This is a genomic window from Agathobaculum faecis (assembly GCF_014287995.1).
GTDB lineage: Bacteria > Bacillota > Clostridia > Oscillospirales > Butyricicoccaceae > Agathobaculum > Agathobaculum ammoniilyticum.
Map to the genome: position 1 here is coordinate 118,566 of NZ_JACOPL010000005.1, position 17,377 is coordinate 135,942.

Consider the following 17,377-nt stretch of genomic DNA (forward strand, 5'->3'; position numbering starts at 1 on the left):
AGGAACGGAATGAAATTACAGGAATTGCTGGCTGGCGTTGCGGTGCAGAGCCGTACGGCGGCGCCGGAGCTGGAAATCGGCGAGGTGCGGTATGATTCGCGCGCGGTGGAAAAGGGCGACCTGTTTGTGGCTATCCGCGGCTATGCGACGGATGGCCACCGGTATATCGAAAAGGCGCTCGCGCAGGGCGCGGCGGCGATCGTATGTGAAGAAGCACCGGCGGGGGCGCCGGCGGTCGTGGTGGAGAACTCCCGCCGCGCGCTGGCGGAGATCGCGGCCAACCGCTTCGGCCATCCGGCGGACAGCATGGTCATGCTCGGCGTGACCGGAACGAACGGCAAAACCACCACGACCTACCTTATTAAGCATATTCTGGAGCAGGCAGGGCATACGGTCGGGCTGATCGGCACCAACCAGAACCTGATAGGAAGCGAGGCCATCGAAACTGAACGCACCACGCCGGAGAGCTATGAGCTGCAGGCGCTGTTCGCCCGTATGCGGGACGCCGGCTGCACGCATGTGATTATGGAGGTATCCTCGCACTCGCTCGTGCTCGACCGCGTACACGGCATCCGCTTTGCAGTCGGCGCGTTCACCAATCTGACACAGGACCACTTGGATTTCCACAAAACCATGGAGGAGTACCGCAGGGCAAAGGCGCGTCTGTTCGCGGTCAGCGACAGGGGCGTGATCAATCTGGACGATCCGGCAGCCGACGCCATGTTGGCGGACGCTCTGTGCCCATGCCTGACGTTTTCCTGTGAAAAGGACGCCGCCGACCTGACCGCCAGGAATATCGGCCTGCATGCGGATGGCGTTTCCTTCCTGGCCAACACCAGGGGCGAGCTGGCGCGCGTCCGTCTGGCGATACCTGGCCATTTTTCCGTGGAGAATGCGCTGGCCGCGCTGGGGATCGCACTGCAGCTGGATATGCCGCTCGCGGATGCCGCGAAGGCGCTGGCCACGGCAACGGGCGTGAAAGGCCGCGTCGAGGTGGTGCCGACCGATACGGATTATACAGTGCTGATCGACTACGCGCACTCGCCCGACGGGGTGGAAAACGTCCTGCGCGCCGTGCGCGGCTTTGCCAAGGGGCGGGTCGTGGCGCTGTTTGGCTGCGGCGGGGACCGCGACCGGACCAAGCGGCCTAAAATGGGCGCGATCGCGGCGGCGCTGTCGGATTTCTGCATCGTGACGAGCGACAATCCGCGCACCGAGGAGCCGCAGGCCATTATCGACGATATTCTGGAGGGCATGAAAGACACCAAAACGCCGACGCGGGTCATCGTCGACCGGCCGGAAGCGATCCGGTGGGCGCTTGCGCACGCCAGGAAAGAGGACATCATCGTTCTGATGGGCAAGGGACACGAAACCTATCAGGAGGTCAACCATGTGAAGCATCATATGGATGAACGGGAGATTGTCGCGGATTATTTCGCGGATAGGAAGTAAGAAAAACAGCTTGGGGGAATCGATTGATGGAACGCTTTACACTGGCGCAGGCAGCGGAATGGACCGGGGGGAAGGCGCACGGGGCGGCATCTCTGTCGTCGGTCTCCACGGATTCCAGGCAGATACCGCCGGAAACGCTGTTCCTGCCGCTCAAGGGCGAGCGCTTCGACGCGCATGATTTTATCGCAAAGGCGGTGGATAACGGCGCCGCGGCCGTGGTGTCGCACCGACAGAACGAAACCTATCCGGTGCCGGTTCTATATGTGGAGAACACCGCGCAGGCGCTGTTGGACCTGGCGGGCGGCTACCGCCGGCTGTGCGGCGGCAAGGTGGTCGGCGTAACCGGCTCGGTCGGCAAAACGACGACCAAGGAACTGCTTTACGCCGTGCTCAGGCAGCAGTTCTGCGCACAGAAAACCGAAGGCAACCTGAATAACGAGGTCGGCCTGCCCCTCACCCTGCTCCAAATGACTAGGAAAACCGAGGTCATGGTTGCGGAAATGGGCATGAACCATTTCGGGGAGCTGTCCCGTATGACCGCGGCCGCGCAGCCGGATATCGCGGTTATCACCAATATTGGCACCTCGCACATTGAATTCCTTGGCTCGCGCGAGGGCATCTGCAGGGCGAAGCTCGAGATTTTGGAGGGCCTCCGGCCGGACGGCTGCGCCGTGCTCTGCGGAGACGAACCGCTTCTCTGGGAGAAGCGGGACGCGCTGGGCTGCCGGACGGTTACCTATGGGATAGAAAATCCGGCGTGTGATTTAACTGCATACTTGCATAGAGACAGTGCATTTGATATAGTAAATAACGGTCTGCCGGCGGTCGAATTGCCGCAGGGCGGACGTTTTTCGGCAAAACTCAGCATACCGGGCGCGCATAATATACTTAACGCGCTCGCGGCGGCGGCGGTCGGCCTGCTGCTGGGCGAGACGCCGGAGCATATCGCCGCAGGACTTTCCTCCTATGAGGCAAGCGGCATGCGGCAGAACATTTACGAGCAGAACGGCTACTGCATCTTTGCGGACTGCTATAACGCCAGTCCGGACGCCATGGAGGCGGCGCTCAAGGTGCTCGGCGGCATGGCGGAAGGCGGGCGGCGGTTCGCGGTGCTTGGCTCCATGCTGGAGCTGGGCGGCTATGCGGAGGAGGGCCACCGCCGCGCGGGACGCGCGGCCGCGGAAAACGCCGACGCGCTGTATGCCTATGGGCCGGACGCGGGCGCGATGGTCGCGGGCGCGAAGGAGCGCGGCATGGCCGCGGCGTATGCGTTTGACGACCAGGCCGCGCTTGTCGCGGCGCTGCGGCGAGATGCGGAAAAGGGCGACGCGCTGCTGTTCAAAGGTAGCCGCGGGATGCGGATGGAGCGCGCGCTCGCATGGTTCTTAGGGGAGGACGTGGAAGAATGACACCGATCAATATCCGGACTGCGCTGATTGTCTGCGCGGTCGCATTTGTGATCACAGCGGCGATCGGGCCGGCGGTGATCCGCTATCTGCGCAAGATGAAATTCGGCCAGAAGATATTGGAGATCGGGCCGAAATGGCATATGAACAAGCAGAACATCCCGACGATGGGCGGGTTTATGTTTATCATCGGCATTGCAGTGGCGGTTCTGGCGGGCAACACGCTGCTGGGAGGGGTTTCGGTCTCCTCGCTGGCGGTGCTGGGCCTTGCCGCAGCGTACGGCGCGGTCGGTCTGGTGGATGATTACGCTAAGATCCGCAAAAAGGAAAACGCGGGGCTGACGCCCAAGCAGAAGCTGGTGCTTCAAATTCTGGTGGCGGGCGCGTTCATCCTGGTGCTGTTTCTGGAGTCGGACGGACTGCCCGCCCTCTGGATCCCGTTTACCGCTGTGGCGATCCCGCTTCCCTGGCCGCTGTACATCATCTTTGCCGCGTTCGTTATCGTGGGCGCGGATAACGCGGTCAACCTGACCGACGGTATCGACGGACTGGCCGCGGGTGTGACCCTGCCGGTCGCCATTTTCTTTGTGTTTGTCGGCATTGCGCGGCAGGACGCTGGCGTGATGCTGTTCGCGGCGGCGCTCGCGGGTGGCTTGGCGGCGTTCCTGATCTATAATTTCAATCCGGCCAAGGTTTTCATGGGGGACACGGGCTCGTTGTTTCTTGGCGGCGCGGTGGCAGGTCTGGCGTTTGCCTGCGATATGCCGTTGATCCTGCTGCTGGTCGGGCTGATCTATATTATCGAAACGCTGTCTGTCATCCTGCAGGTAACATGCTTCAAGGTTTCCGGCGGCAAGCGCCTGTTCAAGATGGCGCCGATCCATCATCATTTTGAGATGTGTGGCTGGGGCGAAAAGAAGATCGTGCTGATATTTTCCGGCGCGACCATTCTGCTCTGCCTGCTGGCGTATTATGTAGCGCTGGCGCCGGTTCTGTAAACTGTTTACAATTCAAAGCCCGTTCGGAGGTGTCCACATGGCAACGACAACCAGACAAGCGCGCACGGTGCGCAGGGTGACCGCAGGACCGCGGTATGCGAACCGTCCCGCCATGCGGGCGGAAGAGAGGGGCGAGACGGCGCTGCAGCCCTCCGACGGCCGGTTCCGCGAGCGGACGCGCGTGCGCGCCCATGCCTGGGACGCGGGTATTTTCTTTTCGGTCATGCTGCTGCTGGCGATCGGCTTGGTCGCGCTGTTTTCCGCGAGCTATTCGACCGGCTATTACAATTTCAAAGGCGATTCCCTGCATTTCGTTACGCGGCAGGGGATGGTCGCCGTAGCTGGCGTGGTCGCAATGATCGTTATTTCCAAGGTTAGCTATAAGCTGTACGCTAGGTTTTACAAGCCGTTTCTGGCGGTGTCGGTCGTGCTGCTGATTCTGGTTGCGATACCGGGCATCGGCACCTGGTATAATGGCGCGCGGCGCTGGCTGTTCGGTTTTCAGCCGTCCGAGCTGGCAAAGCTCGCCGTTATTGTGTGCTTCGCGTATTGGATCGCGCGCGACGCGCAGAGCGTGCGCAGCTTTAAGGGGCTGGTCCGGCCATACGGCTTCCTGCTTGCGGTATATGTTGTGCTGCTGGCGCTCGAGCCGCACACCTCGGCGATGATGATTGTCTGCGGCATCGGTGTGTGCATCCTCGTCGCGGGCGGCATGCGGCTGTGGTATTTCGTTCCGATCGGCGTGGTGGGCGCCGGAACGTTGACGGCGTTTTATTTCATGTTTTCCCATGTGCGGGATCGCTTCGCGGTATGGCTCGACCCGTTTTCGGATATGACGGATAAGGGCTTCCAAGGGGCGATGAGCCAGATCGCCATCGGCTCGGGCGGCTTTTTCGGCTTTGGGCTTGGGCAGGGACGGCAGAAGCACCTGTACCTGCCCGAACCGCAGAACGATTTCATCTTTGCCTCATGGTGTGAGGAAATGGGCTTTATCGGCGCGCTGCTGGTGATTCTGCTGTTCGCTTATCTGATTTACCGCGGGTTCCGCGTCGCGCGGGCGGCGCCGGATAAATTCAGCGCGATGCTGGCGACCGGCATTACCGCAAAGCTGGCGATACAAACATTGATGAACCTGTTCGTCGTCACAGGCATTATTCCGGTGACGGGTGCGGCGCTTCCGTTTTTCAGCTATGGCGGCACGGCGCTGCTCATGCAGCTCGGAGAAATGGGGATACTGCTGAATATATCGCGGTATATGCGGATAGACGCGCGCAACGAAGAATGAAGCGATAGGGGGAAATCAGGTTTGAAGCTGTATATCACTGGCGGCGGCACGGGCGGGCATGTGACGCCCGGGCTTGCCATCGCGCGGTATTTTGAGCAGAAGCATCCGGACACGGTTGTCCGGTTCGCAGGATCGGCGCGCGGTATTGAAAACAAGCTTGTCCCGAGAGAAGGGTATCCGCTGGATACCATTGAGATCATCGGCTTGTCCCGCTCCATGAGCCCGAAGGGGCTTGCACATAACCTGAAAGCGGCGCGGCTCGCCGTATCCGCGGTCGGCAAGGCGAAAAAGCTGCTGCGGGAGGCGCGGCCGGACTGCGTGATCGGCTGCGGCGGCTATGCATCGTTCGCGGTCGTTCGCGCGGCGCAGCAAATGGGGATACCGACCGTGCTGCTCGAGGTCAACGCACTGCCGGGCAAGGTGACGCAAATGCTGGCAAAAAAGGCGGACCGCGTGCTGGTCTGCTTTGAGCAGGCGGAAATGCTGCTCGGCGGCGGCGACAAGGTGGTCGTGACCGGTGCGCCCGTGCGCGGTGAAATTTTATCAGCGGACCGGAAAAAGGCGCGCGCCCGCTTCGGCCTGTCTGAGGACGATCAGCTTGTCGTCTCGTTCTGGGGCTCCATGGGCGCGAAATATATGAATGAGCACATGGCGGGTACGATCGCGCTGGAATGCAAAAACAATGTGCCGTACCGGCATGTACACGCATCGGGCGCGGCGGCGCGCGACTGGATGCCGCGGCTTGCGGAGGAGCAAGGCGCGGCTTTGCGGGAGCATCCCAATATCGAACTGACTGAGTATATTTATGATATGGCGGACCGCATGGCGGCGGCTGACCTGATCGTCTGCCGCGCGGGCGCGGCGACGATGGGCGAGCTGTGCATGCTGGGGCGGCCCGCGCTACTGGTGCCTTCGCCGTTCGTGGCGGAAAACCATCAGGAGAAAAACGCGCGCGCGCTCGAGCAGGCGGGCGGCTGCCGCGTGCTGCTGGAGAAGGACGCTTCGCCCCAGCGGCTGTACGACGAGATAGGGGAGCTGCTGTCCGATCGGGAACGCCTGCGGCAGATGGGGCGCGACGCGACGCGCCTGGCCGCGCATGACGCAAGCGAAAAAATTTACCGCGAGATCATGCAGGCTGTCCGCGAGCGGCAAAAATAAGGCAAAGGGGCGCTTGCATGAGACGCAGGAAGCGAAAACAGAAAACGCCGGAACAGATGAGGAAACGGGCGAACCGGCGGCAGCGGTTTTTCCATACGGTCGGCCGGCTGCTGTTTGTCGGCATACTGCTGTCGGCCGCCGTGCTCGCCCTGACGGTCTTTTTCAAGGTAGACACGATTTCCGTGGAAGGGTCCACCAAATACACGCCCGAGGAGATCGTCGCGGGCATGGATGTGAAAAAAGGTGACAACCTTTATCTTTGGAACAAGGTGAAAACGACAAATAGCCTGCTGGAGCAGTTTCCCTATCTGGAAACCGTGCAGATCCGGCGCCACTTGCCGGATGCGCTGGTCGTCACAGTGACCGAGTGCCGGGCGGCAGTGGCTGTTTCCACTAACGGCGTGTACTATCTGGTCAGCGCGCAGGGCAAAGTGCTGGAGCAGGCGGCGACGGATAACGGCCTGCCGGTCGTAGCCGGCGTGACGCTTGAGGCGGTCCGGCCGGGGCAGACGCTGGAGCCGGCTGAGGATGCCTATGTGGACGCTCTGCTGACCGTGCTGCAAACGCTGGACGCGGCGGACATGCTCTCGGAAACCGATTTCATCAACCTGCAGTCGCTCACCGATGTGCGCGTCGGCTATCTGGACCGGTTCGATATCCGCGTCGGCACGATGGAACAGCTTGCCTACCGGCTGCGCTTTGCGCAGACTGTGATCGATGGGCGGCTCTCACCCTCCGATATCGGGCGGCTGTACTGGGATGCGAAAAACAGGCTGCATTTTGTGCCGGATACTGCGGAAAATATCGCGCGTTCCGCAACCGGACAGGAGACGGATGACAGCCCCATTGTCGATCCGGACGCGCTGGACGCAGCCGGCGAAGACGATGCAGGGGAAGCCGACGGCGGGGCGGACAGCGGCGCCGCCGGTTCGGAGGGTTCCGAATGACCGGCACGTCGCCCTGTGCCATTAAAAGATCGCAGCGCCCGCAAAAGGCTTTTTCACAGCGGAGGGATGCCGGATATTGGTGAAAAATACCGGCGCCGCCTTTGGTGGAAAGATACAGAAAAACTCAATATTTTTTTGAGGGATTCACTAATATGTGTTGCAAAATAGAACAAAAAGAGGTAAAATTAAAACAATAGGGGCTGTCTGTCCATTCTGCTTCCAGACAGGGACAGGCCGTTGATATTGTGTAACGAAGATAATCTGAAAGATTTTTTATCATAACGGAGGATGGCAACAATGGGTTTTGAGTTTGAACAGGGCTTGGATAATGTAGTAAATATCAAAGTCATCGGCGTGGGCGGCGGCGGCGGCAATGCGGTCAACCGCATGGTCGAAAGCGGCGTGCAGGGCGTTGAGTTTATCTCGATCAATACAGATATGCAGGCGCTGAACTTCTCTCAGGCCGGCACCAAGATCCAGATCGGCGAGAAGCTGACCAAGGGACAGGGTGCGGGCGCAAACCCGGAGATCGGCCGCAAGGCTGCGGAGGAGAGCAAGGAGCAGATCGCCGCGGCGCTGGCCAACACCCATATGGTGTTCATCACCGCAGGCATGGGCGGCGGCACCGGCACAGGCGCGGCGCCGGTCGTGGCGCAGATCGCCCGTGAAATGGGTATCCTGACGGTCGGCGTTGTCACCCGTCCGTTCGCGTTCGAGGGTAAGAAGCGTCTGGAGCAGGCGCTGGGCGGCATCGACGAGTTGAACAAGAACGTCGATTCGCTGGTCATCATCCCAAACGAGCGCCTGAAATATGTTTCCGAACAGAAGATCACGTTCAAGAACGCGTTTGAGATCGCTGACGGCGTGCTGCGGCAGGCGGTCGCGAATATTTCCGAGCTGATTACCGTGCCGGGCTTCATCAATCTGGACTTTGCGGATGTTACCTCGGTGATGAAAGACGCGGGCTATGCTCATATCGGCACGGGCCGCGCTGCTGGGAAGGACAAGGCGGCGGAGGCCGCGCGCATGGCGATTTCCAGCCCGCTGCTCGAAACCTCGATCGATATGGCGCACGGTGTTATCGTTTCTGTTATCGGTTCGGATGATATCGGCTTGGATGAGGTCGAAACCGCTGCGACGATGGTCCAGCAGGCGGCGCATCCGGACGCGCATATCATCTTTGGCGCGTTTATCGACGACACGATGGACGACGAGATCCGCGTAGTCGTTATTGCCACCGGATTCGACAACATCCCCAATTCCGCGAAGCTGAATATGGATGGAAAGGCTCCGGAGCCGGCGTCCTCCGGCTTGTTCACCGAGGCGTCGACCGCGGCGGCGGAGGACAAGTCCGCTTCCGCCAAGAGCAGCCAGTCGAACGAGCTTGGTTCGGACGACGCGGCGTTCGACGTGCTGATGCGCATTTTTGATAAGGATCACCGCTGATTCTGTTGGTGCCTGTGTAATCATGCAAAACAGCCCTGTAAAGGGCTGTTTTGGTCTGAAAAGGCCTTGTAAAGTTTGGGTAAAAGGAGTGTGATCACCGTGAGTGCGGACCCTCGAAGTATAAAAAAAATAAAAGCTCGCGGTGGCGCAGAGAGATAATTGCCGCCGCAGAAAGGCGGTAAGATATGGTAGAATTTTACAAGACGATCGACGGCCGCGTAACCGAGCTTTCGGGCTTTACGGAGGGCTGTTGGGTCAATATGGTGCATCCTAGCTCGGACGAGCTGGAGGAGATCGCGCGGGTGGCGCGGGTGGAAGAGGAATTTATCCGCGCGGCGCTTGATCCGGAGGAAAGCTCCCGTGTCGAGACGGAGGACGACCAGCTTTTGATGATCGTCGACATTCCGATGGTGGAGAAAAGCTCGGTCGAAGATGGCGGGCAGATGTTCAGCACCCTGCCAATGGGGATTGTAGTAGGGCAGAACGCGGTTATCACGGTCTGCCTGGACGACAGCATCATCCTGCGATCAATCGCGGAGGGCGCGGTAAAGGGCGTCCATACGGCGATGCGCACGCGGTTTGTGTTCCAGATCTTGCTGCGGGTGGCGGGCCGCTTTCTGAAAAACCTGCGCATGATTGAACGCGACTTCACCCGAATTGAAAAACGTTTGTATGATTCGCTTAAAAATGAAGAGCTGATCCAGCTTCTGGGCCTCTCCAAATCGCTGGTATACTTTTCCGCTTCTCTGAAGGGCAACGAAGTCACAATGGAAAAGGTGCTGCGCGGACGGGTACTCAAGCTGTATGAGGACGATCGGGATATCCTGGAGGATGCGCTGATCGAGATTAGGCAGGCGATCGAAATGGCCGGCATCTATTCGAGTATTTTGTCCGGCACGATGGACGCTTACGCGTCGGTTGTTTCCAACAATCTGAACATCATCATGAAGGTGCTGACCGTGTTGACCATCATCATGACGATCCCCAATATCATCTTTGGCTTTTATGGGATGAATATAGAGGGAGGACGGATACCGGGCGATTTTGTCTGGTGGATTCCGCTGGCGATCTCGGTTGGGGGCTGCTTTTTCGCCTGGTATATGCTGAAAAAGAAAAATCTGGATTAACCTATTGCGCCGCGGATGCGGCGCTTTTTCTTTGCTGGTTTGACGGATGGGTTCCGTCATTATATAATGAAAGGGCAGAGATAAAAACACGGTCCGGTTGGTAGTCCGGACGCGACGGGGAACCGCCGCCAGTAACCTGCCTCCTTTGGTTGTCCGTTCTCTGTGCGCAGAACCAATAAAGGAGGAATTTCTATGCGCACAGTCAATTGCCGTGTGACCGTGTATTTTGACGACCCGTTCTGGGCCGTGTTGTATGAGCGGGAGAGCGGCGACTGGTATGAGGCGAGCCGGACGGTGTTCGGCGCGGAGCCCAAGGATCACGAGGTGTATGCGTTCCTGCTGCAAAGCTGGCGGCGGCTGCGGTTCAGCCCGCCGATACCGGTGGGCGAGCGGCCGGCGCGGCCGGATAACCCCAAGCGCCGCCAACGCGCCGCCCGTCAGGCGGTGGAGCGGTCGGGAACCGGTACGCGGGCGCAGCAGGCGCTTGCCGCCCAGCGCGAACAGGGGAAAACCGCGCGCCGCATCCGCACGCGGGAGGAAAAAGCGAGGGAGGCTGCGGAACGCTATGAGAAGCACCGGCAAAAGCGCAGGGAAAAGCACAAGGGACACTGAACCGTGTCCCTTGTGCTTTTTAACGTTATAACTAGGACTCTTTTCATCACGATAACGGTTAAACGGCCCAATGTGACGGACGGCAGGGAAAAATACCAAAAAACTTAAGAAATACTTCATGGAATCCGTCTGGTTTTCTGCTATACTACAATAAATAATGTGACAGAAATACGACAAAAAAGTGTGATGAAAATTACAGAAAAAATATCTGGTTTTTTGTGCGAACAGTGAAAAATGCAAGGAGGTTGTGAATTTCCGGCAAAAACTTATTGCATAATACGGCAATAGTGCTATGATAGTACAAGAATTAGAGAGAGTAACTTTGCGAGTGGGAATGAAGGAGACGAGTTTTCGCCATGCTTCGCTTTTTAGAAAGTTTACATTTTGTTTTATTCATTTTTTTTACCGCAGCCTATGCGTACCAAATCGTTTACCTGCTGATCGGCTTCTTCGGAAAAGGGAAAGGCGGGAAGCAAGCCCCCGCGCTGCACCGCTATGCGGCGATTATCGCCGCGCGCAACGAGGAGAACGTGATCGGCGACCTGATCAAAAGCCTTAAGAGGCAGGACTATCCCGCCGAACTGTTGGACGTGATCGTGATTGCGGATAATTGCACAGACCGCACGGCGGAGGTATCCCGCCAGGCGGGCGCGATCGTTTACGAGCGGTTTAACAAGGTGCAGGTCGGCAAGGGATATGCGCTCGATTATCTGTTCCGCCGCATTTTTGAGGACCAAGGCGAGCAGGCCTACGAAGGCTTCTTCGTGTTTGACGCGGACAATCTGGTTGACCCGCAGTTTGTGCGGGAAATGAACAAGATGTTCGACACCGGCGAATACGCGGCCCTGACCAGCTACCGCAATTCCAAAAACTTCTGCGACAATTGGATTTCCGCAGGCTATGCGCTGTGGTTCCTGAGGGAAGCGCGCTACCTGAACCGCCCGCGCACCCAGCTTGGGGTGAACTGCGCGGTTTCCGGCACCGGCTTCCTGGTCGCGGCGGATGTGATACGCGAGGATGGCGGCTGGCCCTACCATCTGCTGACCGAGGATATTGAGTTTTCTATTTCATGCGCGATCCGCGGCCGGAAGATCGGCTACTGCGGCACGGCCGTGATCTACGACGAGCAGCCGACCGCGTTCCGGCAGTCGTGGGATCAGCGAATGCGCTGGACCAAGGGCTTTTACCAGATCGACGCGCGCTATACCGGCGCGCTTCTGGGCGGCTGCCTGCGCGGCGGGCGCCACAGCATGTCCTGTTATGATATGCTGATGACGGTCGCGCCCGGCAACCTGGTCACGCTCGGCGTGCTGGCGCTGGCGCTGTTCGCCTGTCTGAGCAGCCTTGCGCAGCCGGCGTTTATCACATACCGCGTGCTGCGTATGCTGGGGCGGATTATTTGGATGACAATTAAGGGGATTTCGTTCAGCCTGTTCCTGTTCGGGGCGGTCACGATGCTATCCGAATGGAAGAAAATTGATGGTCCGGCATGGAAAAAGATTGTGTTTATGTTCACGTTCCCGCTGTTTATGCTGACGTACATACCGATCTCGCTTGCCGCCTTGGTGAACAAGGTGGAATGGAAGCCGATCCGGCATGGCTTGGCGGCCAAGGCGGAAAAAGGAAAAGAACGGGCATAAAGGCCCAAAAAGCCTGCTGCGGGGAACGCAGCAGGCTTTTATTATTCTTCGATGCGGTGCGGCCGGCCGCCGGCGTAAAGCTCCCTGCGGATCGCGGCGAACATGCGCTCGGCCATATCCAGATACCGCCGGATCTCGCGCTCGTCGATCTCGAAAGGGAGGTCGGTGGGATAGCGCGTTTCAATATAAAGGTCGTTGAGCGCCGCGCTTTCATCGAGGTATTCGGTAAACGTATCCGGATCGATGCGGATGGCCTGCCGGCACAGATAGGTGAGGTTGTGCCCGTCAAAGTGTCTGCCGGTGCGATAGAGCAGATAGCCCTTGAGCGCTTTTTCAATCGCCTGCTGGCAGTGGAACGCGGTGTTGTAAGGGTCGCCGCCATAGGTCAGAAGCAGGCGGGCGCACTGCAGGTCGCACAGCGCTTTGTCCAGCCATTTGTAATAGAAATGACTGTCGGAGGCCCCTTTACGTCGTCGACTCATAGATTACCTGGCCTTTCCGGGCGATCCAGGCGGCGTACGATGTTCCGTCGGCGCACAGATCCTCCCATTCCTCGGCGGTATACACGCTCAGATTGACCGGCACATCGGCCGAGATTGCAAGGTGCAGGCGTGGCCGCAGCTTACGGCAGTCCACGTCGTCCGGCACAATGACGCACAGGCTGAGCGCTTTGAGCTTGCCGGTCGCCATCGTGCGTTTTTCGGCAAAAAGGATGATTTTTTCCGGCCTACAGATCCGCAGGATATCGTCGGCCGTTTGCTTTATCAGATCGGTCATGCTTCAGGGTACCTGCCTTTCCAGAGGGGACATTGTGGCGAGCGCTTCAAAATGCGGTTTTCCATCTGCCTCGCCGCGGACGTAGCGGGCCGAGCCCACCGTGCCGCAGAGAAGTGCGAGCTGCTCGCCGAACGTGGTTTCCGCCGTGTAGTTGACCTGTAGCTCGGAGATAAAGCCCGGCTGCCGCTGCAGGTCGAGCGCGTCCGAGATCAGCTCGACGACGCGGACATTGTTGACATGGTTGTTGACATCCAGGTCGGAATATAGGACGGGGTGGACATGATGCGGTTTGACAGACGCGCAAGAGAGCTTGGGAAGCGGGTCGAATAACGCACCGCGCGCCGTATGTAGGTAATCCGCGGCCGCGGGGAAGCCGCTGGGCCGCAGGATGCGGTGGGTCTGCGGGTCAAGCGTCACCCACATGGACTGGGCCTCGCCGACCAGCTTTTCGTTGGCAAAAAACGCAAAGCAACGGTACCAGCTCGCGCCGCGGATGCCGGGACACCAGGTTTCGCAGCGGATGCGCTCGTAGGGCAGCAACGGTCGCAGGAGAGTGGCGCGCATCCGAGACAGTACCCACAGGATATGAAGGTCTGCGGGGCCGAGATGCAGGGCCTCCGCGTGTACGGTAGCCGCGTCCTGCATGATGTTCCACAGGAAAGACGGCTTTGCGATGCCGCGGTTATCAACATGGCTGTAATTGATCTCGTATTCACGGGAAAGCAGGTCGGCCAAGGGGATACGCCTCCAATCAGTTAATAAAACAGGCTGGTGATAAAGCGGGAAAGGATTTCCAGCAGGCTGCTGTGCTGCGCAGACTCGCCGGTGGCGTCTCCGGGCGGGACGCCGTCAATCTCGGTATAGTGTTTGGCCAGCATGGACGAGCAGTTGGCGGTATCGATCAGGGAGGAATAGCTGAAAAACACCTCGCCCTGCACATCGATGCTGCTTTCGATCATGTCCAACTGCCGTTGCAGTTCGGCCGTGCCATACCAGACATCGCCGGGCTGCGCCTCGGCCGCGCGGTACGCGCCGATGCCGATATAGAGGGCGACATCGCTGGTTGCCACAACGTTCTGCCACCAGTCGAGCAGGATCTCGAAGTCCGCGATCTCGTAGCCGATGGACCAGTAGAGCTGGGGACAGATATAATCGACCGTGCCGGCCTCGATCCATTCGACCGAATCGCAGTATATCTCACGGTAGGAGGAGCGGCCGTTGGTTTCGCTGCCTTCGGGGTTGGAGGATTGGTTATCCCAGATACCGGCGGGGCTGACGCCGAAAGAGAGGTCGGGGTTAAGCTCATGCAGCGCCGTATCAAGTTCGGCGATCAGCGTGTTGACATTGTCGCGCCGCCAGTCCCCGATATCCTCAAAATCGCCGCCGTAGCGCGCGAACGAGGTGGCGTCGTTAAAATCAGGCCCTGGATAAAAATAATCGTCAAGATGGATGCCATCCACCTCGTAATTGCGGACGATTTCCTCCGCGCCGTCAATGACGAGCTGCTGCACAGCGGACAGGCCGGGGTCAAAATAGTAATTCCCATCGTACTGCACAACCCATTCCGGATGCTGCTTGGCCGGACTGCTTTCCGGCAGCGCGGCCCATTCCGCCTCGCCGTCCTTGGTGATGCGGTAGGGATTGATCCAGGCGTGGAGCTGTAGGCCGCGGCTGTGCGCGCCGTTTACCCAATAGGCGAGCAGGTCGAGGCCGCCGTCGGGCGCCTGGCCCGCCGTGCCGCTCACATAACGGCTCCAGGGGAAAAGTTCGGACTGGTACAGCGCGTCCGCGGAGGGGCGGACCTGAAAGAACACGGTGTTCAGGCCCATGGACGCAATGTTGTCCAAAATCGCGTCCGCTTCGCTTTTGAGTTCGTCCGCGGTCATGCCCTGTCGGGTGGGATAGTCGATATTATAAACGCTGGAAACCCAGACGCCGCGGATACCGTCCCTGGCCGCGCTGCCGTTTGCGGCCGAAGCGGTGGGCAGCAGCAGGGCAAGCAGGAAAAAAAGAGATAAAATACGTCGTTTCAGCATGAAAATACTCCTTTGGTAAATGCGCATAGCTTTATTCTTATTTTACCATTTTGGCCAGCGGAAAGCAAGGAACACGTCGCCCAGTTGCGTAAAGGAGCATTGACTTTGCCGGCGATCCATCGTATGATGGACAGGGAAAAGGATGTGAAAGGCTTTCATGCAAAAAAAAGTTTTGGCGCTGCACGACCTGTCCGGATTCGGGCGCTCGTCGCTCGTGCCAATCATTGCGGTGCTTTCCGCGGCGGGACATCAGTGCGTGCCGCTGCCAACAGCGGTGTTTTCCACCCACACAGCGATCCCAAACTGGGTGACGACCGACTTAACCGGCGCGATACAGGGAACAATAGAGCAGTACGACGCGCTGGGGCTGCGGTTTGAAGCGGTCTATGCGGGCTTTCTTGGATCAGCGGATCAGATCGATCGGGTGCGGGAGGCGGCGCGGCGGCTGAAGGCCGTGGATGGGATCACCCTGATTGACCCTGTGATGGGCGACAATGGCAGGATATACGACACCTACACGCCTGAGATGTGTACCCGCATGCGGGAGCTTTGCGCAATCGCGGATATCATCACTCCCAATACGACCGAAGCCGCGATCCTGCTCGACCGCGATCCGTCCGGCAAGCCGCGCGGTGCGGAGGAGGCTTGGGAATGGATGCGCGCGCTGCGCGCGCGGTATGGCGCGCAGGTTGTGCTGACCGGACTGGATTTTGCGGAAAGGCGCATAGGCTCGGGCTGTCTGACGGCGGAGGGGGGCGCGCTGAGCCTGCACCGCCGCGTCGACCGGTATTACCCGGGAACAGGGGATCTGTTCGCCTCTGTGATGCTGGGCAGCCTGCTGAACGGGGAAAAGCTGGCTGCGGCGTGCGACCGCGCGGGCGAATATGTCAAGGACTGCATCGCCTATACGGCGGCGCAGCAGACCAATCCGATGCACGGCGTACAATTTGAAAAGCTGCTGTATCATTTGGTGGGAGGATGCGATGAAGCACAAGGAAGAACTGAAGGAGATCATTAAGGCTTACCGCGATCGGGGCATTACCTGTGACCAGAACGAGCTGATCCAGCTTTTGCGGGAGGTCCAGACGCTGTTCGGCGGCGTCATACCGCAGAAAGCGCTGGAAAAGACCGCGGAAAAGCTGGAGCTGAAAATGACATTCATCGACGCGCTGCTCAAGCGGTATCCGTCGATACGAACGGAGGACGCACCGCATACACTGTCTGTCTGCGGCGGGAAAAACTGCGCCAAGCGGGCGGCGCTGTCGGATTTTGTGGAACGGACCTATGGCGTACAGGTGGGCGGCACGGCGGAAGCCGGCTTCCGCTACAAGGTGACGGGCTGCATGAAAAAATGCGGCAAAGGCCCCTGCGTTAAATGGGACGGCGATATCCATACAGGGATGACAGAAGAAAAGCTGCGCAAACTGATCGAGGGAGAACGTTAAAAGCGGGCGGCCTTTTCACAGGCCGCCCGCTTTTTGCGTGGAGCGAAACCGCGCGATGCCGAAAACAAAAACGCCTGTCCTTTGGACAGGCGTTTTTGTTTATTGGAGCGGCTGACGAGGCTCGAACTCGCTACCTCCACCTTGGCAAGGTGGCGCTCTACCAGATGAGCTACAGCCGCAGGCTATCGCGCTGGACTTACCAGTGCGATATTTATTATAGCAAAGACTGTACAAGCTGTCAAGAACAAATAATGAAAAAAGATGTTTTTTCATCCTGTTTTTCTGGGGCGGCACAGCACCAGCGTGACGCACAGGCATACCGCCACATACAGGGCGATTGGCACGCCTGCGAACAGTAGCACCCGTCCGAGTTGCCAGAGCGGCTGCGGCAGGCCGGTCCACAGGCGCGACAACGTCTCTTCAGGGATGAGCCGCAACAGCTGCATAAACGCGGAACAGGCCATGCGCACCGGCAGCAGCGCGACCATCCAGATATTCACGCGCCAGAAAGACCGGATAAAGCCCGCCCCCTGTATGGTGTCCGCACTGTTTTTCAAATACAGCCCGAAGCCTGTCGCTATGGTGATGGCGCAGATCTGTAAAATCATGCCGATAACCGAGGGGATCGAGCTTGCGGAAGCAAAACGGCCGTAAAACAGAAGCAGCACCCCGCACGCGCTCGCGCCCAGCGTCAGGCAGAGCAGCAGGGGAGCGCCCGCCCGCGCTTGGACGGGCGACATGTGCGCGTCCGTAACGGCATGTGTCTCGGGCGGCTCGACATCCCGCAGCAGCCAGTCGGTCGTGACGTTAAAATAGTCTGCGAGCGCGATTACCTTATCCGTGTCCGGCGTGGCATCCTCGGTCTCCCATTTGGAAACCGCCTGCCGCGATATGCCGAGTGTAATGGCTAGCTCCTCCTGCGATAAGCCGCGCTGTTTGCGCAGGCTGATGATTTTTTCTCCAAGCGTCATGTTTGCTTACCTCCTTGCTTGATGGTCCTGATTTTACCGGAAAAAGCGGTTGCATGCCACCAAGCGGGGCTGGAAAT

Annotated in this window: 17 protein-coding genes and 1 tRNA gene; 12 read left to right on the plus strand and 6 right to left on the minus strand. The window is 59.0% G+C overall.

All coding sequences use genetic code 11. The annotated features are described in order from the left end of the window. Window positions 1-9 precede the first annotated feature (9 nt). From H8S45_RS06810 to H8S45_RS06855, 10 genes are all read left to right on the plus strand, one after another. A complete protein-coding gene (locus H8S45_RS06810; protein ID WP_054327160.1) occupies window positions 10-1,452 on the plus strand; it encodes a UDP-N-acetylmuramoyl-L-alanyl-D-glutamate--2,6-diaminopimelate ligase in 1,443 nt (480 codons plus the stop codon). A 26-nt stretch (window positions 1,453-1,478) separates the two neighbouring features. Continuing rightward, window positions 1,479-2,861, plus strand: a complete 1,383-nt coding sequence (locus tag H8S45_RS06815) for a UDP-N-acetylmuramoyl-tripeptide--D-alanyl-D-alanine ligase (protein WP_147574288.1) — start codon at window positions 1,479-1,481, stop codon at window positions 2,859-2,861. Continuing rightward, on the plus strand, window positions 2,858-3,856 hold the full coding sequence (mraY, locus tag H8S45_RS06820; protein ID WP_054327163.1) for a phospho-N-acetylmuramoyl-pentapeptide-transferase: 999 nt from the start codon (window positions 2,858-2,860) through the stop codon (window positions 3,854-3,856). Before H8S45_RS06815 ends, mraY begins: the two co-directional genes overlap by 4 nt. A 37-nt stretch (window positions 3,857-3,893) precedes the next feature. Beyond that, the gene (gene ftsW, locus H8S45_RS06825) at window positions 3,894-5,141 is read left to right on the plus strand and encodes a putative lipid II flippase FtsW (RefSeq protein ID WP_107631912.1); all 1,248 of its coding nucleotides are present in this window, start codon (window positions 3,894-3,896) and stop codon (window positions 5,139-5,141) included. A gap of 21 nt (window positions 5,142-5,162) precedes the next feature. After that, window positions 5,163-6,299, plus strand: a complete 1,137-nt coding sequence (gene murG, locus H8S45_RS06830) for an undecaprenyldiphospho-muramoylpentapeptide beta-N-acetylglucosaminyltransferase (protein WP_054327166.1) — start codon at window positions 5,163-5,165, stop codon at window positions 6,297-6,299. A 17-nt stretch (window positions 6,300-6,316) separates the two neighbouring features. Further along, complete coding sequence (locus tag H8S45_RS06835) at window positions 6,317-7,246, plus strand: cell division protein FtsQ/DivIB (RefSeq protein ID WP_147574289.1); 930 nt, start codon at window positions 6,317-6,319, stop codon at window positions 7,244-7,246. 297 nt (window positions 7,247-7,543) lie between these two features. Further along, on the plus strand, window positions 7,544-8,692 hold the full coding sequence (gene ftsZ, locus H8S45_RS06840) for a cell division protein FtsZ (protein WP_107631913.1): 1,149 nt from the start codon (window positions 7,544-7,546) through the stop codon (window positions 8,690-8,692). A 185-nt stretch (window positions 8,693-8,877) separates the two neighbouring features. Next, entirely contained in the window at window positions 8,878-9,819 is a 942-nt protein-coding gene (locus H8S45_RS06845) for a magnesium transporter CorA family protein (protein WP_054327634.1), read from the plus strand. A 192-nt stretch (window positions 9,820-10,011) separates the two neighbouring features. Further along, window positions 10,012-10,431 carry a YjdF family protein gene (locus tag H8S45_RS06850; RefSeq protein WP_054327633.1) on the plus strand — a complete coding sequence of 140 codons (420 nt, stop codon included), beginning with the start codon at window positions 10,012-10,014 and terminating at the stop codon, window positions 10,429-10,431. A gap of 356 nt (window positions 10,432-10,787) precedes the next feature. Beyond that, window positions 10,788-12,071 (plus strand): glycosyltransferase family 2 protein, encoded by a 1,284-nt coding sequence (locus tag H8S45_RS06855; RefSeq protein WP_054327632.1) that lies wholly within the window; start codon window positions 10,788-10,790, stop codon window positions 12,069-12,071. 41 nt (window positions 12,072-12,112) lie between these two features. Here H8S45_RS06855 and H8S45_RS06860 read toward each other — a convergent pair whose 3' ends face one another. From H8S45_RS06860 to H8S45_RS06875, 4 genes are read right to left on the minus strand one after another with little or no spacing between them, the layout of a single operon-like run. Next, window positions 12,113-12,553: a HEPN domain-containing protein gene (locus H8S45_RS06860; RefSeq protein ID WP_054327631.1), complete on the minus strand. Its 441-nt coding sequence runs from the start codon at window positions 12,551-12,553 to the stop codon at window positions 12,113-12,115. Beyond that, the gene (locus tag H8S45_RS06865) at window positions 12,537-12,848 is read right to left on the minus strand and encodes a hypothetical protein (protein ID WP_054327630.1); all 312 of its coding nucleotides are present in this window, start codon (window positions 12,846-12,848) and stop codon (window positions 12,537-12,539) included. Before H8S45_RS06865 ends, H8S45_RS06860 begins: the two co-directional genes overlap by 17 nt. Before the next feature lie 3 nt (window positions 12,849-12,851). After that, on the minus strand, window positions 12,852-13,583 hold the full coding sequence (locus H8S45_RS06870; protein WP_054327629.1) for an acyl-[acyl-carrier-protein] thioesterase: 732 nt from the start codon (window positions 13,581-13,583) through the stop codon (window positions 12,852-12,854). Between the two features lie 20 nt (window positions 13,584-13,603). Then, window positions 13,604-14,884: a glycoside hydrolase family 10 protein gene (locus H8S45_RS06875; protein WP_186949845.1), complete on the minus strand. Its 1,281-nt coding sequence runs from the start codon at window positions 14,882-14,884 to the stop codon at window positions 13,604-13,606. Between the two features lie 157 nt (window positions 14,885-15,041). On the opposite strand from H8S45_RS06875, the gene H8S45_RS06880 reads away from it, so the two are divergent. Then, the gene (locus tag H8S45_RS06880; protein WP_107631916.1) at window positions 15,042-15,902 is read left to right on the plus strand and encodes a pyridoxamine kinase; all 861 of its coding nucleotides are present in this window, start codon (window positions 15,042-15,044) and stop codon (window positions 15,900-15,902) included. After that, window positions 15,868-16,329: an NAD(P)H-dependent oxidoreductase subunit E gene (locus H8S45_RS06885; protein WP_054327626.1), complete on the plus strand. Its 462-nt coding sequence runs from the start codon at window positions 15,868-15,870 to the stop codon at window positions 16,327-16,329. The genes H8S45_RS06880 and H8S45_RS06885 overlap by 35 nt, the downstream gene beginning before the upstream one ends. A 103-nt stretch (window positions 16,330-16,432) precedes the next feature. Here H8S45_RS06885 and H8S45_RS06890 read toward each other — a convergent pair. Together H8S45_RS06890 and H8S45_RS06895 are read right to left on the minus strand one after the other, a co-directional pair. Next, window positions 16,433-16,508 (minus strand) — tRNA-Gly (locus H8S45_RS06890). Between the two features lie 90 nt (window positions 16,509-16,598). Further along, window positions 16,599-17,300, minus strand: a complete 702-nt coding sequence (locus tag H8S45_RS06895; RefSeq protein WP_054327625.1) for a helix-turn-helix domain-containing protein — start codon at window positions 17,298-17,300, stop codon at window positions 16,599-16,601. Between the last annotated feature and the right edge of the window lie 77 nt (window positions 17,301-17,377).